We start from the raw sequence: 23586 nt of genomic DNA on the forward strand, positions 1-23586 counted from the left end.
GCGACTCAGGCGACGCCCAGGACGGCGCACGACGCGGCGGGCAGCCGCAGTGTGCCGTCCGCGCCGGGCGGTTCGACCGGGTCCCAGGCGGCGAGCACGCGCGCGTGGTTGTGCCCGAGGGGGACGGCGGCGGGCTCGTCGCCGAGGTTGACGGCGATCTTCAGGTCCCCGCGCCGGAAGGCGAACCAGCGTGCCTGCTCGTCGTAGGCGACCCGTACCGCCGCCAGGTCGGCGTCCATCAGGTCGGCTCGGGCCCGCCGCAGGGAGATCAGCTCGCGGTGCCAGGCCAGCAGACGCGCGTGGTCGCCGGATTCCGGCTGCGACCAGTTGAGGCAGGACCGCTCACGGGTGGCCGGGTCCTGCGGGTCGGGGATGTCCTCCTCCGCCCAGCCGTGCGCCGCGAACTCCCGGCGCCGGCCCCGGCGCACCGCCTCGGCCAGCTCGGGATCGGTGTGGTCGGTGAAGAACTGCCAGGGCGTCGTGGCCCCCCACTCCTCGCCCATGAACAGCATCGGCGTGAAGGGGCCCGTGAGCGTCAGCGCGGCGGCGCACGCCAGCAGCCCGGGGGACAGCGTGGCGGCGAGCCGGTCGCCCTGCGCGCGGTTGCCGATCTGGTCGTGGGTCTGCGCGTAGCCGAGGAAGCGGTGGGCGGGCGTGCGGGCACGGTCCACCGGCCGGCCGTGGGCGCGGCCCCGGAACGAGGAGTACGTCCCGTCGTGGAAGAAGCCGCGCGTCATCGTCTTGGCCAGCGCGGCCAGCGGGGCGCGCGCGAAATCCGCGTAGTAACCCTGCGCCTCACCCGTCAGCGCGGTGTGCAGCGAGTGATGGAAGTCGTCGTTCCACTGCGCGTGCAGGCCCAGGCCGCCGCTCGCGCGCGGGGTGACGAGCCGGGGGTCGCCCTGGTCCGACTCGCCGATCAGCGACAGCGGCCTGCCCAGCTCCTTCGCCAAGGAGTCGACGGCGGCGGAGAGTTCCTCCAGGAAGTGGCACGCGCGCGTGTCCCGCAGCGCGTGCACCGCGTCGAGCCGCAGCCCGTCCAGGCGGTAGTCCCGCAGCCACGCCAGCGCGCTGCCCACCAGAAAGGCGCGCACCTCGTCCGACCCCGGCGCGTCCAGGTTGACCGCGGCGCCCCACGGTGTCTGGTGCGTCTCGGTGAAGTACGGGCCGAACGCCGGCAGGTAATTGCCCGACGGGCCCAGGTGGTTGTGGACGACGTCCAGGACGACGCCGAGGCCGTGTCCGTGCGCCGCGTCGACAAAGCGCTTCAGCGCCTCGGGGCCGCCGTACGGCTCGTGCACGGCCCACAGCGACACCCCCTCGTACCCCCACCCGTGCCGCCCCGGGAAGGGGCACAGCGGCATCAGCTCCACATGGGTGATCCCCAGCTCGGCGAGGTGCCCGAGCCGGCCCGCCGCCGCGTCGAGCGTGCCCTCACGGGTGTACGTCCCCACGTGCAGCTCGTACAGGACCGCCTCCCGCACCCCGCGCCCGGCCCAGGGAACCCGCCACATGTGGCGGCCCTGGTCGACCACCGCGCTCAGGCCGTCGGGGCCGTCGGGCTGGCGCCGCGAGCGCGGGTCGGGCAGGAGCGGGCCGCCGTCCAGCGAGAAGCCGTAGCGCGTCCCGTCCTCGGCGGCCGCCTCCGCCGTCCACCAGCCCGCGCGCTCCTCGTCGCGCTCCATGGCGCGCGGGGCGCCCGCGCACTCCAGCGTGACCTGCTCCGCCTCGGGTGCCCACACCTCGAACCTCACCGACGTTCCCCTCGTCCGCTGTCCGTCGTCACACCTGCGTCCCATGGTGCGTCAGAAGTGCCCTGTCCGTGGGCGGAAGAGATCGATCGGCCGCCGCCCGGCCCATTCTGGACACCCGGGGTGGCGTTGCCCGACAATCAGCTGGTGACATCCTCTTTCGAGTTCTCCACCTACCCCGCGCGGGTGACGGACGCCGAGCGCGACCGGGCGCTGGACGCACTCAAGGAGGGCGCGGCCGTCGGCAGGCTCTCGCACGACACCTTCGTGCGGCGCATGGAGCTGGTGCTCGCCGCCCGCAGGCCCGACGAACTGGCCGCCCTCACCGCCGACCTGCGCACCGAGGGACGCTGGGCGCGCCGGGTCCTCGGCGGCGTGGAGGCGGTGTCCGGGTTCACGGTGAAGCTGCGCAGGGCCTGGCAGGCCGAGCGGCTGCCGAAGCTGCTGCTGCCCTCGCCGGACAGTCCCTATCCGCTGCGGATCGGCCGCGACCCGGCCAACGGCCTGCGGCTCAGCCACGACACGGTCTCCCGCGTCCATGCCGAGCTGCGCCGCCAGGGCGGCATGTGGGTGCTGCGCGACCTCGGCTCCACCAACGGTACGTCGGTCAACGGCCGCAGGGTCGTCGGCGCCGCCCTCGTCCAGGACGGCGACCTGGTGAGCTTCGGCCGGATGGCCTTCCGGCTCGCCACGAACTGAACCGGTGAGCCCCGGCGCCGCCAGACCGGCGCTGTGCGGACGTACGGGCTGAATCGTTTCGGCCGCTCACGCCCGCGCGGCTCACGCATGCGCGGCCTTCACCCGCTCACGCCGACGCGGCCCTCACCCGCCCACGCGCGCGTGCCGTGCCGCGTCGCCGCCACCGTGGTCCGTGACCGGTGCTCGACCGCTCGCCCCTTCCCGGACGCGCGGCAGCCGCCCCCAGTCGTCCGCGAGCCCCGGCACCGGTCCCGGCGCCATCGCCTACGACCGTTGCAGCAGGGCCACGGGGGACTCCGCGAAGAGGGTCCGGGCCGGGGCGTCCCCCGTGAACTCCCGGTCCGGGGCGAGCAGGTCCGTCCACCGGCCCGCCGGAAGCGCCAGCCGTGTGTCGCGCCAGCCGCCCGCCTCCGCGAGGCGCAGCGACAGGCGCGTCACCGCCACCACCACCTCCCCGGAGCGCGCGAACGCCACACAGTGCGCGGCGCCCGGGCCCTCGGCCGCCAACGGCTCGTACGTCCCCGCCTCCCCGAACAGCTCAGGGCGCCGCCCGCGCAGCCGCAGCGCCGCCGCGGTGAGCGCCAGCTTCTCGTCCGATAGGTCCCGGCCGTCCGGTTTCGCCTCCAGGCGCTCCAGGACGTCCGCGCCGAAGCGAGCGGGGTGCCGGTTGTCCGGGTCGACCAGGGCCCGGTACTCGCCCTCCGTCCCCTGGTAGAGGTCCGGCACCCCGGGCATCGTCAGATGCAGGAGCGCCGCCCCGAGGACGTTCGCCCGGACATGGGGCGCGAGGTCCCGCGCGAAGGACGCCACCGCGTGTCGCGGCGCTCCGCACGGGCCCGCCTCCACGAAGGCGGTCACCGCCCGCTCGTAGGCCTCGTCCGGCTCCGTCCAGCTCGTGTGCAGACCCGCCTCGCGCACGTGTTTGACCAGCGCGTCCCGCAGCCGGGCGGCATCTGGGGGGCCGAAGCCCAGCGCGGTCTGCCAGACGGCCCATGCCACCTGGGGGTCGGGCGCGCGCACCCCGCTCTCGCGCGCCGTCCGCTCCGTCAGGTCGGCCAGCAGGTCCGCCCAGCGCCCCGGGCACTGCGTGAGGACCGAGATGCCCGCCCGCACGTCGGCGCTGCGCTTGGTGTCGTGCGTCGTCAGCACCGTCCCCGTGGCGGGCCAGTCCCGCTGCACCCGCGCGCAGTACGCGTGGAACTCCGCCACCGGGACCGCGGGGCGCTCGGGCGCGCCCCCCACCTCGGCGGCGGACAGGAGCGGGGCGTGCCGGTAGAAGGCGCTGTCCTCGACCGCCTTGGCGCGCAACGCCGAGGCGGTCTGGGCGAACCGCGCGCGGAACCCGGCCACCGCCTCCCGGGACCGGTCCTCCGCCGCCCCGGCCCGGCCCAGCGCCAGATCCCGTACGACGTCGACCGTCGCCGCCTCCTCGGGCACGGTGAACGCCGCCTTGGCCTCCTCGGCCGCCTCCGGGGTCAGCACCGTCTCGGGAGCGGCGCCCCCGGACACGTACGGCCGGTACACGGGCAGCCGTACGAGCAGCTCCCGCAGGGCCGTGCGCAGCGCCCACGGCGCGTGGTCCCGCAGCCCGGGGTCGGCCGCGCAGATCGCGGCGGCCTCGCGCGTGAGCCGGTCCACCTCGGCGGCCAGCTCCCGCGTGACCACCCGGTACGCGGCGCGGCGCACCGTCGCCTCCCAGTCGCCGCCCCGGTCGTCCGGCGGCGCGGCGAAGCGCCGGTAGTGGCCGAGCAGTTCCCGCGCGCCCGCCGGGTCGGCCAGCACCCCGTCGAGGTGCCGCAGCGCATCGTAGCCGGTGGTGCCGGCCACCGGCCAGGCCGCCGGCAGCCGCTCGCCGTCGGCGAGGATCTTCTCCACCACGGTCCAGCGGCCGCCACTCGCCTCGTGCAGCGTGCGGAGGTAGGCCCCGGGATCGGCCAGCCCGTCCGGGTGATCGATCCGCAGCCCGTCGACGACTCCCTCGTGCAGCAGTTCGAGGATCTTGCCGTGGGTCGCGTCGAACACCTCGGGGTCCTCGACGCGCACCCCGATCAGGTCCGAGATGGTGAAGAACCGCCGGTAGTTCAGCTCCGTGCGGGCCAGCCTCCACCATGACAGGCGGTAGAACTGGGCGTCGAGCAGCTCGGGCAGCGGCAGCCCTTCGGTGCCCTCCCGGAGCGGGAACGCGTGTTCGTGGTAGCGCAGCACGTCGCCGTCCACCCGCAGCGAGGCCAGCTCCTCGCCGAGCCTGTCGCCGAGGAACGGCAGCAGGACGCGCCCGCCCCCGGCCTCCCAGTCGATGTCGAACCAGCGCGCGCACGGAGAGCCGGGGCCCTCGCGCAGCACCTCCCAGAGCGCGTGATTGTGCCGGGGGGCCGCCGCCATGTGGTTGGGCACGATGTCCACCACCAGGCCGAGCCCCGCCGCGCGGGCGGTACGCGCCAGGGAGCGCAGCCCCTCCTCGCCGCCCAGCTCGGCCCGCACCCGCGCGTGGTCCACCACGTCGTAGCCGTGGGTCGACCCGGGGACCGCCTCCAGGACCGGCGACAGGTGCAGGTGCGAGACGCCGAGCGCGGCGAGGTGCGGCACGGCCGCCTCGGCGGCGGCGAAGGGGAACTCCGGCTGGAGCTGGAGCCGGTAGGTGGCGGTCGGCGTGGGCGGCACCGCGGGACGGGAGCGCTGTGGCGTCATGCGAAGGTACGTACCCGTCCCGGCGGCTTTCCTGTCATCCGTTCACACGCGCGTCCCCTCGGCCGTCCCACGCGCGTGTCCGCTCGGCCGTCGCACGCGCGTGCTCGCTCGGCCGTCGCGCGCGCGTGTCCGCTCGGCCGTCGCGCGCGCGTGCTCGCTCGGCCGTCGCACGCGCATGTCCGCTCGGCCGTCGCACGCGCGTGCTCGCTCGGCCGTCCCACGCGCGTGCCCACTCAGCCGCCGCACGCGCGTGTCCGCTCGCCCTCCACGCGCGGGCCCGCGCGAGGGCGCCGTCGCGCGCTCAGGCCGGTCGCTGGAGCACCGTCAGGCTGCGGTCCGTCAGGGCCAGGCGGTCGCCCGCCCCCACCTTCGGGCCCGCCTCCACCGGCACCCCCTCCGGGCGGGCCGTGTCGACCACCACCTGCCACTGCCGGCCGTGGTCGACCGGCACCACGAACTCCAACGGCTCGGGCGAGGCGTTGAACATCAGCAGGAACGAGTCGTCGCTGATCCGCTCGCCGCGCGGGCCCGGCTCGGAGATCGCGTTGCCGTTCAGGAACACCGTCAGGGCGCGCGCGTGCGCGGCGTCCCAGTCGTGCTGCTCCATCTCCCGCCCCTCCGGGGTGAACCAGGCGATGTCGGACAGCTCGTCGCGGGTGCCCTGCACCGGGCGGCCGTGGAAGAACCGGCGCCTACGGAACACCGGGTGGTCCCGCCGCAGCATCGCCATCGCGCGCGTGAAGTCCAGGACCGGACTGTCGCCGTCCGGCCAGCGCACCCACGCGACCTCGTTGTCCTGGCAGTACGCGTTGTTGTTGCCGCCCTGCGTGCGCGCGAACTCGTCGCCGTGGCTGAGCATGGGCACGCCCTGGGAGAGCATGAGCGTGGCGATGAGGTTGCGCATCTGCCGGGCGCGCAGCGCCAGCACGTCCGGGTCGTCCGTGGGGCCCTCGACACCGCAGTTCCAGGAGCGGTTGTGGCTCTCGCCGTCCTGGTTGTCCTCGCCGTTCGCGTGGTTGTGCTTCTCGTTGTACGAGACGAGGTCGTGCAGCGTGAAGCCGTCGTGGCAGGTGGTGAAGTTGATCGAGGCGAGGGGGCGGCGCCCGTCGTCCTGGTACAGGTCGGAGGAGCCGGTCAGCCGGGACGCGAACTCCGCGAGGGTGCGCGGTTCGCCCCGCCACAGGTCGCGCACCGTGTCGCGGTACATGCCGTTCCACTCGGTCCACAGGGGCGGGAAGTTCCCCACCTGGTAGCCGCCCTCGCCCACGTCCCAGGGCTCGGCGATCAGCTTGACCTGGCTGACCACCGGGTCCTGCTGCACGAGGTCGAAGAACGACGACAGCCGGTCCACCTCGTGGAACTGCCGCGCGAGCGTCGCCGCCAGATCGAAGCGGAAGCCGTCCACGCGCATCTCCGTGACCCAGTACCGCAGCGAGTCCATGATCATCTGGAGGACGTGCGGCGAGCGCATCAGGAGGGAGTTGCCCGTCCCCGTGGTGTCCATGTAGTAGCGGGGATCGTCCGTCAGGCGGTAGTACGAGGCGTTGTCCAGGCCCTTGTAGGACAAAGTGGGGCCCAGGTGGTTGCCCTCGGCGGTGTGGTTGTAGACGACGTCCAGGATCACCTCGATGTTCGCCTCGTGCAGCGCCTTGACGGCCTGCTTGAACTCCAGGACCTGCTCGCCCCGGTCGCCCCAGGAGGCGTAGGCGTTGTGCGGGGCGAAGAAGCCGATCGTGTTGTAGCCCCAGTAGTTGTTCAGGCCCATGTCCACCAGGCGGTGGTCGTTCACGAACTGGTGGACCGGCATCAGCTCCAGCGCGGTCACCCCGAGCCGCGTGAGGTGCTCGATGATCGCCGGGTGGCCGAGCGCCGCGTACGAGCCGCGCAGCTCGTCCGGAAGGTCGGGGTGCAGCATGGTCAGGCCCTTCACATGGGCCTCGTAGAGCACGGTCTCGTGGTACGGCGTGCGGGGCGGCCGGTCGTCGCCCCAGTCGAAGTAGGGGTTGACCACCACCGACGTCATCATGTGCGGGGCCGAGTCCAGGTCGTTGCGCCGGCCGGGGTCCTCGAAGTGGTAGCCGTACACCTCCTCGCCCCAGTGGACGCGCCCGCTCACCGCGCGCGCGTACGGGTCGAGCAGCAGTTTCGCGGAGTTGCAGCGGTGTCCGCGCTCGGGTGCGTAGGGCCCGTGCACCCGTAGGCCGTACCGCTGTCCCGGCATGATGCCGGGGAGGTACGCGTGCCGCACGAACGCGTCGGACTCGCGCAGCTCGACGGCCGTCTCCGAGCCGTCGTCGTGCAGGAGGCACAGCTCCATGCGCTCGGCGGTCTCGGAGAAGACCGCGAAATTCGTGCCGGCACCGTCGTACGTGGCGCCTAAGGGGTATGCCTGCCCAGGCCAGACCTGCATGAATACGACTCTTTCCCTCACGCCCGCAAGGGCCCCGGCCACTTTGGCCGGAGTCTGCCCGAAAGTGGGGCAACCACCCAGGAGTTGTACCCGTCTATCCGGCTGACCACATACTTGGCATGCCCACGAATGGGGCGCCAGGGGAGTAGGGGGAGTAAGTGCGTGAAATAGTCGGACGCCACCTGGGGAAGGTGGTGGCGGGCTCGGCGGTCGCGGTGACCGCGGCCGCCGTGCTGGTGGGCGCCGGTCTGTCGGGCTCGGGCGGGTCGGGGGACCGCCCCGCCAACGCGGCGGCGGGAAAGCAGGACGCCATCGCCAAGGACGGCGTCGTGGAGGCCGCGCCCCGGGAGGGCGCCAAGGGCATCGGCAGCGACCCGCTGACCGATCAGGAGATCGAGCGGGCCGAGAAGGCGTCGGTCACCGGGCAGCTGCGCGCCCGCGCCCGGGACGTGGAGGGCGACCGCGGGCCGCAGCTGCTGTCCACGAACCTCAGCGAGCCGGATCCGGCCGACACCGGGGCGGCGGCCCCGCGCAGGGCCGAGGTCGTCTACTACGACTACAAGAAGGACGCCGTCATCACCAAGACGGTGAACCTGGAGACGGGCAAGGTGGACGACACGACCACCGCGCGGAACGTCCAGCCGCCGCCCAGCCAGGAAGAGCTGGCCGAGGGCGCCAGACTCCTGATCGCCGACCGGCTCGGCAAGGGCCTGAAGAAGGACTTCGAGCACGCCACGGGCAAGGCGCTGAAGAGCCCGGAGCAGCTCCAGCTGAGCGGCATGGTCTTCCGCAAGGAGACCGTGAAGCAGGTGCCCTCCGACCTCACCGAGTGCGGCGAGCACCGGTGCCTCCAGGTCGTCACGAAGGTCAAGAACGGGCCGTGGATCGACACCAGGGCCCTCGTCGTCGACCTGAGCACCCGCACCGTCGGCCGCCTCGGCTGACGCGGCCGTCGGCCGCGCCCGTCCACCCGCTGACGCGGGCCGTCCGCACCGGACACCACTCACCAACTTCTCCTCGTACGAGGGAGTCCATTCAGCAATGCACGTCACAAGAGTCTCGCGCACCCGCAAGGGGGCCGCACTGGCCGTCGCGGTGTCCGCGCTCCTCGGCGGCGCACTGAGCGCCACCGCTCCCGCCTCCGCCGCCCCCAGGCCGCCCGGCAAGGCCCCCGCCCCGGCGGCCGACTGCAGCGCCGCCTACCAGATCGAGCAGACCCTCGACGGCGGCACCACCTGGCGCATGTGCTGGCACTACAACACGCTCTCCGGGCTGATCCTCGACAAGATCAGCTACCAGCCGAAGGGCGAGGCCAAGCCGATACCCGTCCTGACCAGCGCCCGGCTCGCCCAGGTGCACGTGCCCTACGACGACGGCCAGGCCGAGTACGACGACGTCACCGGCACCGACTTCGGCCAGGCGCTGCAGAACCTCCAGCCCGGCGAGTGCCCCGGCGGCACCATCAAGACCGTCAAGGTCCCCGGCCGCGGCGACGTGAAGGGCCTGTGCGCCACCACGCGCGCGCGGGGGCACGCGTACCGCCTCAACGACGACCAGAGCACCGGCGGCTCCGGCAAGGTCTTCACGGGTCAGGGCAAGGACCTGCTCGTGTACACGGTGAACAAGGCCTCCTGGTACGAGTACATCACCGAGTGGCGCTTCTCCTCCGACGGCACCATCACCTCCAACGTGGGCGCGACGGGCAGCCTCTCGCCCTACGACTACGACGGCGGTGACGACCGGGGCTGGCCCATCGGCAAGGGCGACCAGGCCAAGGCCGAGAGCCACGCCCACAACGTCTTCTGGCGGCTCAACTTCGGCCTGGACGGCTCCCCGAAGGCCAAGGTGGAGCAGTACGACTCCAAGGTCACCCCGCCCACCGGCCAGGGCAGCCCGACCACGAGGACGACCCGCACGAAGGTCACCAAGGAACTGACCGGCGACCGCAAGGACATGCGCTGGTGGCGCGTGGTCAGCGGGACGGGCAAGAACAAGGACGGCCACCCCAGGTCGTACGAGATCGTCCCCGGGGCCAGCAACAAGCACGCGGGCCGGCCCTTCACCAAGCACGACGTGTACTTCACGCAGTACAAGAAGTGCGAGCAGTACGCGAGCAACAACATCGGCTGCCCGAACGGCACGCCGAACAGCGTCGACAAGTGGGCGAACGGCGAGACCCTGACGCACCCCATCACCTGGGTGCACATCGGTTTCCACCACATCGCCCGCGACGAGGACCAGCAGCCGATGCCGGTCCACTGGCAGGGCTTCTCGCTGGCCGCCCGCGATGTCACCGCTATGAGCCCGCTCACTCCGCAGGAGCTGTCGAACCAGAACGGTCGTCCTCCGATGGGCGGTTGAGGAACCACCCGGCGCATCCGGCTGCACCGCCCGCCGCTCCCGGAGTACCCTTCCTTGATCGTTGACCGGGGGAGTGGCTCGGGGGAGCGAAAGGCGGTGCGCGGGTGAGCTCGGGTGGGCGGGAGCCGGCCCCCGGTGACGAGGGTCGCGAGGGGGGCTCCGTGGACGTACCCGCCTCAGCGGTGTCCTTGGCGCGGCCGATCGAGACGGGGTCCCAGATCGGACCGGAACTGGACTGGGACACCGACGCCTGGCGCGAGGTCCGTACGCGCGCCCAGCGCGCCGGGCGGGCCTACATCTGGCTGAACCTGGTGGAGCAGCGGCTGCGCGCGGTCGTGGCCGCTGTTCTGCGTCCCGTCTACGAACCCGTCCATGCCGAGGACTGGGTGGTCGCCGCGGCGGGCCCGGCGGGGCAGGAATGGGTGCAGCGGGCCGTCGCCGTACGCGAAGTCAGCCGCCGCAAGGGGTATTTGCTCGACCCCGCCGACGACAACGTCCTCAGCTTCCTGACGCTGCCGCAGCTGCGCGAGCTGATGGTACAGCACTGGCCGTGCTTCGAGCCGTACCTGGACGACCGGCGGGACGTCGAGCTGGCGCTGGACGAGCTGGAGGTCACGCGGAACGTCGTCTCGCGCAACCGCGCCCTCTCGCAGGCCGTCCTCGCGCAGGCGGAGCGGGCCTCGGCCAGGCTCCTGGACATCCTCGGCGCGGGCACCGACACGCCCTCCGCGCGCCGCCTTCCCGTCGACGCCGTCGAGGACCTGGTCGGCGACCGGTACGCCGACGTGGTGGCGGTGCACCCGGACCGCGTGCGCCTGCTGCGGCAGTTTCCCGCCGAGGACATCTTCGGCGGCGCCCGGCGCCTGGACGCGATCGGCATCGGGCTCAACCTGCTGGCGCAGAACTTCTCCGGGCGCCGCCTGGTCCGGCTGGCCGAGTCGGGGTGCCGGGTGCGGCTGCTGTTCCTCAACCCGGCGAGCAGCGCGGTCAAGCGCAGGGAGCGGGAACTGGGCATCAAGAAGGGCGAGTTGAGCCGCTCGGTCGAGATGAACATCCTGCACATGCGGCGGGTGCGGGCGCGGCTGCGCGATCCGGGCGCCTTCGAGATCCAGGTCTTCGACGAGACACCGAGGTTCACCGCGTATCTGGTCGACGGGGACGGGGCGGACGGCATCGCCGTCGTCCAGTCCTACCTGCGCAGGACGCGGGGGATGGAGGCGCCGGTGCTCGTGCTGCGCGGTGGCGGCCGCGTGGTGAAATCGGGCGATCCGGGCGAGGGCGGCCTTTTCGCCACGTATCGCGAGGAGTTCGAGGTGGCGTGGGCGGACTCGCGGCCGGTGTCCTGACGGCCCCCGGCCGCCGGAAGCGGAAGGTGCCCCTCGGATTGTCAGTGGCCCATGCGATCGTGGTGGTCACTGGGGGAAAGCACCACGAAAGAAGGGGGCGGGCATGGGCCGGCACCGGGAGCTGCTGATCGGTTTCGACCTGGGGACGAAGGGGACGGATCCGGCCGAGGCACGCGTCGTCACCGGCGCGGTGATCGAGGCCGGGGCCCTGTGATGAGCTGGACCAGCGGGCCGTTGATGGCCTTCGACCTGGAGACCACCGGGACCGACATCGAGACCGACCGGATCGTCACCGCGGCGGTCGTCGCCGTGGAGGCGGACGGCCGACCGCCGAAGGCCCGGACCTGGCTGCTCGACCCGGGGGTGAGCATCCCGCGACAGGCCTCGGCCATCCACGGCATCTCCACGGAACACGCCCGCAGGCACGGGGTCGCGGCACCTCCCGCGATCGAGGAGATCACCTCGGCCGTGGCCGACGTGCTGAACTCGGGGACTCCGCTGGTGGTGATGAACGCGCGATACGACCTCTCGCTCCTGGACCGCGAGTGCCGACGGCACGGGATAGCGCCGTTGGCCGAGCGGTTGGGCGAAGGGTCCCCGCCCTCGCCCGTCGTCGACCCGCTGGTCCTGGACAAGCACGTGGACCGGTACCGGAAGGGGTCGAGAAACCTCCAGGCGCTCTGCGAGCACTACGGAGTACCGCTCGACGACGCGCACAACGCGGTCGCGGACGCGGTGGCCGCGGCGCGCGCCGCGCGATCCATGGGCCTCGCCCATGCGGCCATAGGCACGCTGGGGCCGGCGGAACTGCACGATCTACAGGTACGTGCGGCGGCCGAGCAGGCGGCTTCCTTGCAGAGGTACCTGCGCCGGACGTCGAACCCCGAGGCGACGATCGAGCCGGCCTGGCCGGTGGTGCCGTACGCGGGAGGTATCGCGGAGGTGAGCCCGCAGGGGGCCCTGGGAGGGTGAGGGGGAGGTGCGCGGCACTGATCGGCGGCGCCGGCGAGCACCGCGCCGAGCTGATCGGGGTCTGGGAGCGCGGGGTCGTGCACAAGAGTCACCAAGTCGAGTAGAACGAGAAGGGCTCATCCTCAGAACCCATCTGTGGTGATCGCCTCCACATGCAGCGATGGAGTGTTCGGTACCACCCGGTCCCTGCTGCCCACAGCGGCAGCTCAGGAGCACCGGCGTCCCATCTTCGCGAACTGGCGGTTGTACCCCTTGGTATCCCACCACTCTTGCAAAAGGTCCTGCACCAGCTCCACCAGTTGGCGAAGACGCTCAGGGTCAGGGGCAGACGAGGTGAACACGTCCACAAAGGACTTGTCGTTCCATGACAGTGTGACCACCCAGCACTCGTCGGCGAGACCCTTCCGTTCGATGACGAGCCGGTAGGACAAGATGACGCTACGGTCTGGCTGGTGTTCTACGGTCAGGTCGATGACGTTGAACCTGATCGCACCATCATCGGACGTGTATGAGCGAGCCAGAGCGAGTTCGGCCGGCGTGCGAGTCGCCATACGCACCTCTCACCTCGTCTTCGGGAACCCTGAGTTAACCCCGCCGAGCTGACCGAGTCGGCGTCGGGGTGCTGGCCCACGGGCGGGTCAGCAGCTCGATGACCTGGCCTGGTTCTGGTCGACTTTGTTGCCCAGCCCCGTCGGCTTGGCCCCATCTCTGGCAAGGCAGAGTGATTCATCCCCGCCGTAACGGGGATGGGTTGTTCCGTGCAGGTGGGCGGGTAGCCCCGTTCCACTCCTTCATGCGGTCCGTGCCTGCTCGGCCCGCGCGGCACGCTCGTCCGGAGTAAGGAGGTCTCAGCGAGTCGGGCCAGGTAGGCGTGCGGCGACATGCCCTCCGCCGCTGGTAGGGCCGCGAGCCGGTCCCGGGCCTCCTCGGGAGTGCGGACATTGGCGACGGGTGAGCCGGGAGTCCCGCTCGTCCCGCGCGCGACTGAGCCACGGGCCGGGCAACCAGGTCGGGAGGGCCCCAGACAGGACAACCCCCCAACCGGCCGCTCCGATCGGTTTCAGTCTGAACAACCGATGCTCTTAGGTCAGTTGATCCGATCTTCCCGCGCGGCTTGAGCGGTCCGAGGCAGCATACACAGCGAACCGGTGTGACTACTTAACGCAACGAAGTGGGGGATGATGGCCCGCCAGCCAAACCCGGATCTCACCAACACCCTGACGATGCTCCACACCGCCGTCATGCACACAGACAAGAACATCCGGGACGCCTTCGACAGGAGCGTCGAGAAGCTGGAGACGGCCGGCCGGGCCGCGCACGAGAAGACGACCAAGGAGGTCGTCGACGAGCTCGGCAGGATGCGCTCGAACTTCCGCGACGTGTACAACAAGCTGAACTCCAACGGTGAATCGCTCAACAGCACCGTCCACGACGTCGTCGCCCAGCTGCGCGCCGAACTGCGCGAGGTCCGCGTCGCGCTCGCGGATCTCGCTGTGCCCGCACCGGCCCCACTCACCACCCCGCCCTCGCCCGCGTCAGCCGAGCAGGAGGCACCCGGCGTCGAGGGTGACCGCCGTGACTCCGCCGCCGCACCCGTCACCACCCTCACCGAGTCGGACGGCCACCCGGAAGACAGTGCTCTCCGGCCCGCGATTCCCGAGCAGCGCTCCGCCGAACCGGAGCCGGACTCCCCGCCCAGCCCAGAACTGCCGATCGACGTAGTCCGCCAGGCCCTCCGTGACGTCCTCACCGACGAACTCGCCCCCGTGCTCACCGCACTCACCACCCCGGTCAGCACCGACGATGGCCCGGCCAGTAATCATCAGGATGCCTCGGACTGCGTACGCGATGCGATGGGTGAGATCAAACAGGAGGTCGGCACCGCCCTGGCCGAAGCCTGCTCCGTACTCGCCTCACTGCGGCAGGAGATCACCGACCTGCACGCCGCCGTGGAGGAGTTGCGACCGCAGCCGGACACGGCTGCCGAAACTGCAGTCGTCGAAGTGAGCCAGGAACACAGCACCCTGCTGAAGACCGCGGCCCGCGTCTCCTCGGCGAGCCTGTTGTCCCACCGCGACATCTGGGAGTTCATCACCGCCCACGCGGGGCGCCACCCGCACTTTCGAGTACCGCCACAGGTCGCCGACGAGGGAGACGAACGGATCCGAGCCGCTCTGTCCGGCCGCTCCCTGATCGCCCTGCTCATCAGCCTGCACTCCATTAAGCACGCCGCTAGCGACGGCGATGGCGACCAGGAGCTCGCCGCTACGTTGTACGAGCGGATCGAGGAGAGCCTGACGGACCTCACCCCCAGCGGTCAGCCGGTCACCATCACCCTCGACGACCGCACCGCTTATGGTGCTCCGGCCCCGAGCCGCGCCGAGGCAAAGGGTGGGCCGGAGAGCCCTGGCACCCCACCAGCTTCCACGGAGCAGGACAGGGATCCGGGCGAGGAGGCCGGCCCCTCTGCCCCATGAGTGGCCGCTGCCGGCACCCGTCGCTCCGGTCGGATGCCAGCCGACGGCCGCTGCCTGGCCGCTCGCTTTCGTCACCACGCCCGGCCAGGCAGGCGACGCGGGCGGGCCGGGCGACGCCGGTGGCCACCTCCGCGGCGAGCAGCGCAGCGACACCGAGTGACACGGCGAGGCGCTTTCGCGGAGTCCAAGTCATGGCTGAACGCTGGATTCGCCCCCGACGAGAGGCCATCCGGCACACCCCACGCCCGGAAGGGGGGATATCCCCAGGGCGGCTCGTCACCGGTCCGGTGTCACACCGCCCGGGCTCAGAAGGGGTACCACCGCACCGCCGTGTCGCCGTCCCGCAGGGATGCCACCCGGCGGCGGAACTCCGTCAGCGCCTTGGGGTTGGCGGGCGCGTGCTGGGCGACCCATGCGCAGCTGGCCGTCTCCCGGGCCCCGCGCAGCACCGCGCAGCCCTCCCACTCCCGTACGTCCCACCCGTAGGCGCGCACGAAGCCGTCGTACGCCTCGGGCGCCAGGCCGTACCGGTCGCGGGAGAGCGCCATGACGACCAGGTCGTGCTCGCGCAGGTCGAAGGAGAAGGTCTCCAGGTCCACCAGGACCGGCCCGTCCGGGCCGACCAGGACATTGCGGGGCAGCGCGTCGCCGTGGATCGGACCCGGCGCCAGGTGCGGGGTCAGCGCGGCGGCGGCGGAGGCGAAGCCGTCCCTGCGCGCGCGCAGATAGTCCGCGTCGGCGGGGTCGATCGCGTCGCCCGCCAGGCGCAGCCAGCGCTCCACCCCGCCGAGCAGTTCACGGCGCGGCAGGGCGAAGGAGGGCGGGGCCAGTTCGTGGACGGCCCGCAGGAGCGCGGCGAGGTCACGCGGCTCGGCGGGCCGCACGGCAGCCGGGAGCCGGTGCCAGAGTGTCACCGGGTGCCCGCCCACGACCCGGGGCTCCGCCTCGGCGGCCCGTACGGCGGGGACGCCGGCCCGCTCCAGCCAGGCCGCGACGCCCAGCTCGCGCCGGGCCCGGTCGAGGAGCCCGGGGGCGGCGCGGCCGACCTTGACGACGAGGCCGTCGACGCCGAACACCGCGTTCTCGCCGAGCGCCAGCAGCTCGGCCCCGCCCACCGGAACCGGCAGATCGGCCGCCTCCAGTACGCGCCGCGCCCGTGCCTCGTCCATCCGTGCCTCCCGCACCCGGTGCCCCGTTTGCCGACAGTCTCGCATTCGCACAGGCCACCAGGCGTACGGGGGACGCGCACCTCCTTGACGTATCAGAACCGCGTCAGCACGATGACGGGGGCCGCCGGGGCGGCCGGACCGTACGAGCCGCCCGAAGGAGCCGAATCCGTGACCTTGGCGACCGCGACGAAGCGGTCAGCGCCACGCGCGCCGCACCGTGCCGTCGCGGACCACGGCGCGTGGTTCCTGGTGCTGCCCGCGCTGATCCCGATCCTCGTCCTGAGCGTCGGCCCGCTCCTGTACGGCATCGCGTTGGCCTTCACCGACTCCCAGTCGGGCCGCACCGAGCCCGCCCGGTGGATCGGCGCCCTCAACTTCCAGGACCTGCTGCACGACACGCTGTTCTGGGACTCGTTCCGGATCGGCCTGCTGTGGGCGGCCGGTGTCACCGTGCCGCAGTTCCTGCTCGCGCTCGGCCTCGCCCTGCTGCTCAACCAGAATCTGCGCTTCCGCTGGCTGGCGCGGGCCCTCGCGATCATCCCCTGGGCGATGCCCGAGGTGGTCGTCGGCATCATGTGGCGCCTCGTCTACCACCCCGACGCGGGCATCCTCAACGAAACGCTCGCCGACCTCGGCCTCGGCGACGGCGAGGACTGGCTGACCGGCACGGCCACCGCCCTGTTCGCCGTGATCGTCGTCGGCGTCTGGGCGGGCATGCCGCAGACCACCGTCGCCCTGCTCGCCGGGCTCCAGAACACGCCGCGCGAGCTGCACGAGGCCGCCGCGATGGACGGCGCGGGCGCCTGGCGGCGCTTTCGCACCGTCACCTGGCCCGCCCTCAAGCCGGTCGCCCTCGCCATCACCGCGCTCAACTTCATCTGGAACTTCAACTCCTTCGCCCTGGTCTACGTCCTGACCCAGGGCGGCCCCGGCGGCCGCACGCGCCTGCCCATGCTCTTCGCCTACGAAGAGGCCTTCGGCTACGGCCAGTTCGGCTACGCCGCCGCCATGGGCTGCGTGATGGTCGCCGTCATCTCCGTGATCCTCGCCTGCTACCTCGTGGGCCGGCTGAAAGGAGGCGACGAGACGTGACGCGCACCAACAAGTCCGCGCGCGCCGCGCAGTACTTGGCGCTCGCCGCCTATCTGGTCTTCCTCGCCTTCCCGTTCCTCTGGCTGCTCTCCACGGCCTTCAAACCCGCCCGTGAACTGGGCAGCCTGCACCCCACCTGGATCCCGAAGGACCCCACGCTGGACAACTTCCGGCAGGCCTTCGACGAGCAGCCGCTCCTGCGGGCCGCCGGCAACTCCCTGCTCGCGGCGCTCTGCGCGGCCCTGATCGCGGTCGTCGTCGCCACACCGATGGCGTACGTCATGGCCAGGCACCGCACCCGCCTGGCGAAGGCGGCGACCGGCTGGGTGGTGATCAGCCAGGCGTTCCCGTTCGTACTGATCATCATCCCGCTCTTCCTGATCCTGAAGAACCTCCACCTGATCAACTCACTGACCGGCCTGGTCATGGTGTACGTGGTGTGGTCGCTGCCCTTCGCCCTGTGGATGCTCGTCGGATACGTCCGCGCGGTGCCCGCCGAGCTGGAGGAGGCGGCGGCGGTGGACGGCGCGAGCAAGGTGCGGACGTTCGTCTCCGTCGTCGCGCCGCTGCTCGCCCCCGGCATCGTGGCCACGGCGATGTTCGCCTTCATCACCGCCTGGAACGAGTTCTTCTTCGCGCTCGTCCTGCTGAAAACCCCCGAGAAGCAGACGCTGCCGGTCGTCCTCAACCGCTTCATCGGCGCGGAGGGCGTCGCCGACCTCGGGCCGCTCGCCGCCGCGGCGTTCCTCGCGACCCTGCCCTCGCTCGTCCTGTTCGCGATCATCCAGAAGCGGCTCACGAGCGGCGTGCTGGCCGGGGCGGTGAAGGCCTGATGCGCACGGCACCCCGCATGCTGACCGCGGCCGCCACGGCCCTCGCCCTGCTGCTCACCGGGTGCGGCGGCGACTCCGGCGACGACGACGGGAAGATCACCCTCCGGTTCCAGTCCCTGGCCTGGCAGAAGGAGTCCGTCGACGCCAACAAGGCCCTCGTCGCCCAGTGGAACGCCACGCATCCCGACGTGCGGGTCGAGTACGTCCAGGGCAGTTGGGACAGCGTCCACGACCAGCTGCTCACCTCCTTCGAGGGCGGCGAGGCGCCGGACATCATCCACGACGCCTCCGACGACCTCGCCGACTTCGCGTACGGCGGCTATCTCGCGGATCTCGGCGAGCTGCTGCCCGACCGCCTGAAGTCCGACATCCCCCGGCGCAGCTGGCGGACGACGACGTTCGGCGGCAAGGTCTACGGCGTGCCGTTCCTCCAGGAGCCGCGCGTCCTGGTCGCCAACGCCAGGTGGCTGAAGAAGTCGGGCGTACGCGTCCCCACCCCCGACAAGCCCTGGAGCTGGGCCGAGTTCCGGGACGTCACCAGGGAACTGGGCGACGCGGACGAGGGGAAGTACGGCGTCGCCTGGCCGTTGAAGGAACCGGTCTCGGCGACCCTCAACCTCTCCCTGTCGACCGGCGGCAAGATGTTCCACCGGGGTGCGGAGGGCAAGGTCGAGGTCCGCTTCGACCAGGGCGACGAGACCGTGCCGCGCACGGTCCACGACCAGGTGAACAGCGACAAGAGCGCCTCCGCCACCACCCTCGGCATGGGCGGCTCCGACACCCTGCCCGGCTTCTTCGGCGGGAAGTACGCGATGGTCCCGCTCGGGTTCTCCTACCGCCAGCAGCTCGCCCAGCAGGCCCCCGAGGGCTTCGACTGGCAGGTGCTGCCCGCGCCCGCCGGGCCTGAGGGGCTCGCCCAGGGGGTCAGTCCGCAGACCCTGTCCGTCGCCGAGGACAGCCCGCACAAGAAGGAGGCGGCCGCGTTCCTCGACTTCTTCCTCCAGCCGCGGAACATGGTCCGGCTGGCGCGCGGCGACTGGATGCTGCCGACCGGCCAGGAGGCGCTGAAGGACCGCGCGCTGCACACGACGGAGCACGACTGGGCGGTGGGCACCGCCCTCGCCGCACACCTGCGCTCGGCCCCCGCCCAGTCCGTGCGGGGCTATCCGGAGTGGAAGGACAAGGTCGCCACCCCGGCGCTCCAGGAGTACTACAGCGGCGCGATCGACCTCCCCGAGCTGCGCGAGCGGCTGGTCGAGGACGGCAACCTGGTCCTCGCCCGGTACCAGCGCTGAGCCGCGTCCGGCCCGGCGCCGGGGGGGGGGCGGGGCGAAGCCTCGTAGCGGGCCGCCGGGGTCGCCGGACCAGCGGGCTGTGGGGGGAGCCGCAGCTCACACCGCGACCGACTCCTCCATCTCCTCCTCCTGGTCCGCCTCGCGGGTGGCGGTGGCGACGGGGGCCGGGCGCCGGCGCCGCTCCCACAGTCCCGCGACGGCGGTCATCAGCAGGCCGAGGACCAGCCAGGCGGCCAGCGTCATGACGTGCCGGCCGAGGTCGTGACCGCCGAAGTACAGGTGGCCGCGGATTCCCTCGACGAAGCCGGCGCCGTTCCAGAACGCGTGCAGCGAGCCGAAGAAGCCGTTCTGCAGCTCGGGCCGGAAGAGCCCGCCGGACGTCGTGAAGTTCAGCATCACGAACAGCACCATCATCGTCAGCGTCGTCCAGCGCTTCAGGAAGGTGTGCAGGCCCACGCCGATGAACAGGACCCCGGCCGAGTACAGCCACGACATCGCCCACACGCCCCACAGGCCCTGGTGCGCCAGGTGGAAGACCGGCCCCGCGAGCGCCGCGCCGATCAGGCTGACCGCGAAGGAGACGCCCACCACGAGAGCGGCGCGGACCCGCATCCGCAGCGCCGCGCCTGCCGCGCCGAGTACCGCCACCGAGGCGTAGGAGCCGATGCTGACGGCGACGAGCAGGAAGAACAGGCCCTGCCCGGTGGGGTCGTCGGAGACCGGCTTCGCCACATCGGTGACCTTCAGCGGGAGGCCCTGCTCCGCCGCGACCGGCGTGAAGATCTTCTGCACGGCCAGCGCGCTCATGTCGGACCCGGCGGAGGCCACGATCAGCTCGGGCGCCTTCGCGTCCGGGAGGTAGGCCCCGGCTATGTCCAGGGACTTGAGCGCGTCGACGGCCTGCTCGCGATCGGCGAGGGTGCGTACGTCGAGCGCGTCGCCCGCCTTGTCCTGGACGGTGCGGGCGAGGGCCTCGGCCCGCGGGCCCGAGCCGACGACGGCGATCGGCATGTCGTGCGGCTCGGGCGTGACGAACGCGCCCATGTAGGCGAGGCCCATGCCGAGACACATCAGCAGGGGGGTCACCAGGTGGAGGAGGACATGGCGCAGGGCGTCACGTGTTCGAGGGGCGGCTGCCGCGGTGACGGACATGGGGGGACTCCGATGGTTGGTATATGCAACTCTCTCTAATGTTGTACTCTACAACCATTCGCGGAGAGGGAAAAACTGTGACCGATCGAGACAGGTCCGAGCCGGGGGCGCGGGATGAGTCCATCGAGGTCATCCAGCGCGAGATGACGGCGTTCGCCCGGCGGGCGCGCGCCACCGCCGCGCGCATGCACCCCGAGCTGTCGCTCGTCTCGTTCACGCTGCTCGGCCATCTGGAGCACCAGGGCGGCTGCCGGGCCACGGACCTGGCCGCGCACTACACCCTCGACAAATCGACGATCAGCCGGCAGGTCGGGACCCTGGAGAAGGCGGGACTCGTCGAGCGGCGGCTCGACCCGGCCGATCACCGGGTCCACGTCCTGCACCTCACCGCGCGCGGTCACGAGGTGCTGGCGCAGGTCGGCGCCGCGCGCCGGGTCGCGTTCCAGGAGCGGCTCGCCGAGTGGAGCGGGCCGGACCTGGCGCGGTTCGCGGAGTATCTGCTGCGGTACAACGAGGCGGCCGAAGGGGCCGGGGACGGCGGCGCGGACGGAGGGGCCCTGAAGTGACGCTCCGTGAAGGGTCGGCCGTTCCCTCCATTCGATAACACTCTGGTAACACGCCCAATGTCCTGGAATGGCCATGGACTCAGCGCGAAAGGTTGACCGTTACCCCCGGTGAAAGGTTGCACTCCGTAGATCTTGTTCCTGGGGTGAATCACTCCCTAGCGTGAGATGAACTTTCGTCGAACGCCAGGAAGTTGACCCCCATGCGTCGAGACATACCGCCCCTCGCCGAGGTGCGTCGCATCACCCAGAAGAAGCGCGACGCGTGGTGGACCGTGTTGCTTGTCGACCCGGTCGCCACCCCGCTCGTGCGATTCACCGCGATGCGCACGAGGATCACGCCCAACCAGATCACCTGGGGCGCCTTCCTCCTCGGTCTCGGCTCGGCCGCATGCTTCGCGTTCGGCGACTGGAAGTGGCTCGCCCTCGGCGCCGTCGTCTACCACTTCAGCTTCATCCTCGACTGCATGGACGGCAAGATCGCCCGCCTCACCGGGCAGGGCTCCGTCTTCGGTGCCTGGCTCGACTTCGTCTTCGACCGGATCCGCGTCATGGTGTGCGGCGTCGCCCTCATGGGCGGCCAGTACGAGCGCACCGGCGACACCCGCTACATCTGGCTGGCGCTCGCCGTCGTGGCGCTCGACACCCTGCGCTACATCAACTCCCTGGAGATCTTCAAGATCCGCCACACCATGCGCAAGCAGATCAAGGCCCGCATGCGGGCCGCGCGGCGCGCGCAGAACGAGGCGGAGGTGGCCTTCATGGAGGACCTGCTCCGCGACAACCCCTCGGCGGACATCGAGCAGGACCTCCAGCGGGCCGCAGGGGAGGCCGCGTACGACCTTCCCGAGGCGCGGGGCGCGGATGTCGACGGGGAGGCGGCGCCGGTGGCGCCGAAGCCCCAGGTGATCGACCTGCACCAGGAGTTCCGGCGGAAGTTCCCCGCCTATCTGCGGGCCCGCTCCTTCCTGCTGCGCCACCGCATCCGCGCGCACCTGGTGAGCGGCATCGAGTTCCAGATGGGCGTCTTCATCATCGGCCCGCTCTTCGACGTGGTGATGCCGGCGACGATCGTCTCCGGCGCCCTGCTGCTGGTCTTCGAACTGGCCATCATCTACAAACTGCTGCTCTCCACACGGGACTTCACGCGGACGATCGACTCCTTCGAGGAGCAGAAGGTCGCCACCGCGGTCTAGGGACTACCGCACGTCTCGCGCCGGGCGGGCTGGTCACTCCAGCCCGCCCGGTGGTGCGTCTGGGGCGCAAAGTGCCTGCTGTGGCTGGAAGTTGCCGTTGCCGGCCCGCGAGATGTCAGGTTCCACCGTAAGAGAGCCGGTTTGTCATTACGGAACCTTGTTGAACAAGTCACAGCTGCATGTAGGTATTGATCTGCGCGCGTCAATCGGTCAGGGTTTCGTCCCAACACCCGGAGATCTTCCGGGCCTCAGGGGACGTGCCGAGGAACTTCCCGCCGCGGCGCACCCCTGGGCAGACAGCTGAATACCCCCCACATTCCCCCCACACAGCACTGAGGAGACCCCTCTTCATGGCAACTCACAGGCGTGCCCGCACGATGAAGCTCACCGCCGCGATCACCACCGCCGCCACCGCGGTCGGAGTCACCGTATTCGCCACCTCCTTCGCCGGCGCCGCCACCCCCGCCGAGGGCAGGGTGTACGGCCTGGACGCCAAGGGCGCCGTGGCCGGCAGCTACATCGTGATGCTCGACGAGAAGGCCGACAAGGCGGCCAAGTCGAAGCTCGCCGAGGAGTACGGCGGCGAACTGAAGCGCACCTACTCCTCCGCCATCAACGGCTTCTCCGCCAAGGGCCTGAGCGAGACCGAGGCCAAGCGCCTGGCCGCCGACCCGGCCGTCGGCAAGGTCGTCCAGTCGAAGAAGTTCACCATCGACGCCACCCAGGACAACCCGCCGTCCTGGGGCCTGGACCGCATCGACCAGACGGACACCGCGGCCGACGACAAGTACACCTACCCGGACGCGGCCGGCGAGGGCGCCACCGCGTACGTCATCGACACCGGCGTCCGCGTCAGCCACAAGGACTTCGGCGGCCGCGCGACCTCCGGCTTCGACGCCGTCGACAACGACGACAACGCCGACGACGGCAACGGCCACGGCACGCACGTCGCCGGCACCATCGCCGGCCAGTCGCACGGCGTCGCCAAGAAGGCCAAGATCGTCGCCGTCCGCGTCCTGGACGACCAGGGCTCCGGTACCACCGAGCAGGTCGTCGCGGGCATCGACTGGGTCACCAAGAACCACCAGGGCCCCTCCGTCGCCAACATGAGCCTCGGCGGCGGCGCGGACGAGGCGCTCGACGCGGCCGTGCGCAAGGCGATCGCCTCGGGCGTCACCTTCGCGGTGGCCGCCGGCAACGAGTCGACCGACGCCTCCCAGGGCTCCCCGTCCCGCGTGCGGGAGGCCATCACGGTCGCCTCCTCCACCAAGGACGACAAGCAGTCGGACTTCTCCAACTTCGGCCCTGCCGTGGACCTCTACGCCCCGGGCTCGGACATCACCTCCGCCTGGAACACCGGCGACGACGCCACGAACACCATCTCCGGCACGTCGATGGCGACCCCGCACGTCGTGGGCGCCGCCGCCGTCTACCTCGCCGCCCACCCGGACGCCAAGCCCGCGGACGTCGCCAAGGCCCTGACCGACGGCGCCACGCCGGACAAGATCTCCAACCCGAGCGAGGGCACGCCCAACAAGCTCCTGAAGATCGTCGAGTGATCCTCGCCGTCCACTGAACCGCGGCC

At 71.5% G+C, this 23586-nt stretch carries 18 protein-coding genes; 12 read left to right on the forward strand and 6 right to left on the reverse strand.

Annotated features, from left to right (window positions below):
* Positions 1–5 precede the first annotated feature (5 nt).
* Positions 6–1751 carry a malto-oligosyltrehalose trehalohydrolase gene (gene treZ / locus ACZ516_RS32685; RefSeq protein ID WP_469013276.1) on the reverse strand — a complete coding sequence of 582 codons (1746 nt, stop codon included), beginning with the start codon at positions 1749–1751 and terminating at the stop codon, positions 6–8.
* 144 nt (positions 1752–1895) lie between these two features.
* Between treZ and ACZ516_RS32690 the strand changes: the two genes are divergently transcribed.
* Positions 1896–2447, forward strand: coding sequence for a DUF1707 and FHA domain-containing protein (locus ACZ516_RS32690; protein ID WP_361077167.1), 552 nt, complete (start codon positions 1896–1898; stop codon positions 2445–2447).
* Between the two features lie 264 nt (positions 2448–2711).
* Here ACZ516_RS32690 and treY read toward each other — a convergent pair whose 3' ends face one another.
* Both treY and glgX read right to left on the reverse strand, forming a co-directional pair.
* Entirely contained in the window at positions 2712–5135 is a 2424-nt protein-coding gene (gene treY / locus ACZ516_RS32695) for a malto-oligosyltrehalose synthase (protein ID WP_469013278.1), read from the reverse strand.
* Positions 5136–5436: 301 nt separating this feature from the next.
* Positions 5437–7545: a glycogen debranching protein GlgX gene (glgX, locus tag ACZ516_RS32700; RefSeq protein ID WP_469013280.1), complete on the reverse strand. Its 2109-nt coding sequence runs from the start codon at positions 7543–7545 to the stop codon at positions 5437–5439.
* 158 nt (positions 7546–7703) lie between these two features.
* Here glgX and ACZ516_RS32705 point away from each other — a divergent pair, with 158 nt between their 5' ends.
* The 4 genes from ACZ516_RS32705 to ACZ516_RS32720 all read left to right on the forward strand — a co-directional run bounded on the left by ACZ516_RS32705 (position 7704) and on the right by ACZ516_RS32720 (position 12224).
* Positions 7704–8489, forward strand: coding sequence for a Tat pathway signal sequence domain protein (locus ACZ516_RS32705; RefSeq protein ID WP_358697172.1), 786 nt, complete (start codon positions 7704–7706; stop codon positions 8487–8489).
* Between the two features lie 97 nt (positions 8490–8586).
* Positions 8587–9906, forward strand: a complete 1320-nt coding sequence (locus ACZ516_RS32710; RefSeq protein ID WP_358911053.1) for a copper amine oxidase — start codon at positions 8587–8589, stop codon at positions 9904–9906.
* 104 nt (positions 9907–10010) lie between these two features.
* On the forward strand, positions 10011–11252 hold the full coding sequence (locus ACZ516_RS32715) for an SAV2148 family HEPN domain-containing protein (protein ID WP_358697169.1): 1242 nt from the start codon (positions 10011–10013) through the stop codon (positions 11250–11252).
* 213 nt (positions 11253–11465) lie between these two features.
* Positions 11466–12224, forward strand: coding sequence for an exonuclease domain-containing protein (locus ACZ516_RS32720; RefSeq protein WP_469013283.1), 759 nt, complete (start codon positions 11466–11468; stop codon positions 12222–12224).
* A 206-nt stretch (positions 12225–12430) separates the two neighbouring features.
* Here ACZ516_RS32720 and ACZ516_RS32725 read toward each other — a convergent pair whose 3' ends face one another.
* The gene (locus ACZ516_RS32725) at positions 12431–12775 is read right to left on the reverse strand and encodes a hypothetical protein (RefSeq protein WP_469013286.1); all 345 of its coding nucleotides are present in this window, start codon (positions 12773–12775) and stop codon (positions 12431–12433) included.
* A 690-nt stretch (positions 12776–13465) separates the two neighbouring features.
* Here ACZ516_RS32725 and ACZ516_RS32730 point away from each other — a divergent pair.
* Complete coding sequence (locus ACZ516_RS32730) at positions 13466–14701, forward strand: hypothetical protein (RefSeq protein WP_469013289.1); 1236 nt, start codon at positions 13466–13468, stop codon at positions 14699–14701.
* A 305-nt stretch (positions 14702–15006) separates the two neighbouring features.
* On the opposite strand, the gene ACZ516_RS32735 is transcribed toward ACZ516_RS32730, so the two are convergent.
* Positions 15007–15870, reverse strand: a complete 864-nt coding sequence (locus tag ACZ516_RS32735) for a phosphotransferase enzyme family protein (protein ID WP_469013290.1) — start codon at positions 15868–15870, stop codon at positions 15007–15009.
* Positions 15871–16038: 168 nt separating this feature from the next.
* Here ACZ516_RS32735 and ACZ516_RS32740 point away from each other — a divergent pair, with 168 nt between their 5' ends.
* From ACZ516_RS32740 to ACZ516_RS32750, 3 genes are read left to right on the forward strand one after another with little or no spacing between them, the layout of a single operon-like run.
* Positions 16039–16962 carry a carbohydrate ABC transporter permease gene (locus ACZ516_RS32740; RefSeq protein WP_469013292.1) on the forward strand — a complete coding sequence of 308 codons (924 nt, stop codon included), beginning with the start codon at positions 16039–16041 and terminating at the stop codon, positions 16960–16962.
* On the forward strand, positions 16959–17795 hold the full coding sequence (locus tag ACZ516_RS32745; RefSeq protein WP_469013294.1) for a carbohydrate ABC transporter permease: 837 nt from the start codon (positions 16959–16961) through the stop codon (positions 17793–17795). The genes ACZ516_RS32740 and ACZ516_RS32745 overlap by 4 nt, the downstream gene beginning before the upstream one ends.
* Positions 17795–19090: an ABC transporter substrate-binding protein gene (locus ACZ516_RS32750; protein WP_469013295.1), complete on the forward strand. Its 1296-nt coding sequence runs from the start codon at positions 17795–17797 to the stop codon at positions 19088–19090. The genes ACZ516_RS32745 and ACZ516_RS32750 overlap by 1 nt, the downstream gene beginning before the upstream one ends.
* Before the next feature lie 96 nt (positions 19091–19186).
* Here the strand turns inward: ACZ516_RS32750 and ACZ516_RS32755 are convergent, their stop codons facing one another.
* A complete protein-coding gene (locus ACZ516_RS32755; RefSeq protein WP_361077191.1) occupies positions 19187–20242 on the reverse strand; it encodes an ABC-2 transporter permease in 1056 nt (351 codons plus the stop codon).
* 143 nt (positions 20243–20385) lie between these two features.
* Between ACZ516_RS32755 and ACZ516_RS32760 the strand changes: the two genes are divergently transcribed.
* The 3 genes from ACZ516_RS32760 (at position 20386) to ACZ516_RS32770 (ending at position 23560) form a co-directional block, all read left to right on the forward strand.
* Positions 20386–20808, forward strand: a complete 423-nt coding sequence (locus tag ACZ516_RS32760; RefSeq protein ID WP_358583526.1) for a MarR family winged helix-turn-helix transcriptional regulator — start codon at positions 20386–20388, stop codon at positions 20806–20808.
* 200 nt (positions 20809–21008) lie between these two features.
* Positions 21009–22001 (forward strand): CDP-alcohol phosphatidyltransferase family protein, encoded by a 993-nt coding sequence (locus ACZ516_RS32765; protein ID WP_469013298.1) that lies wholly within the window; start codon positions 21009–21011, stop codon positions 21999–22001.
* A 350-nt stretch (positions 22002–22351) separates the two neighbouring features.
* Positions 22352–23560: a S8 family peptidase gene (locus ACZ516_RS32770; RefSeq protein WP_358583497.1), complete on the forward strand. Its 1209-nt coding sequence runs from the start codon at positions 22352–22354 to the stop codon at positions 23558–23560.
* Positions 23561–23586 lie beyond the last annotated feature (26 nt).

Source organism: Streptomyces sp. NPDC034037 (assembly GCF_055575715.1).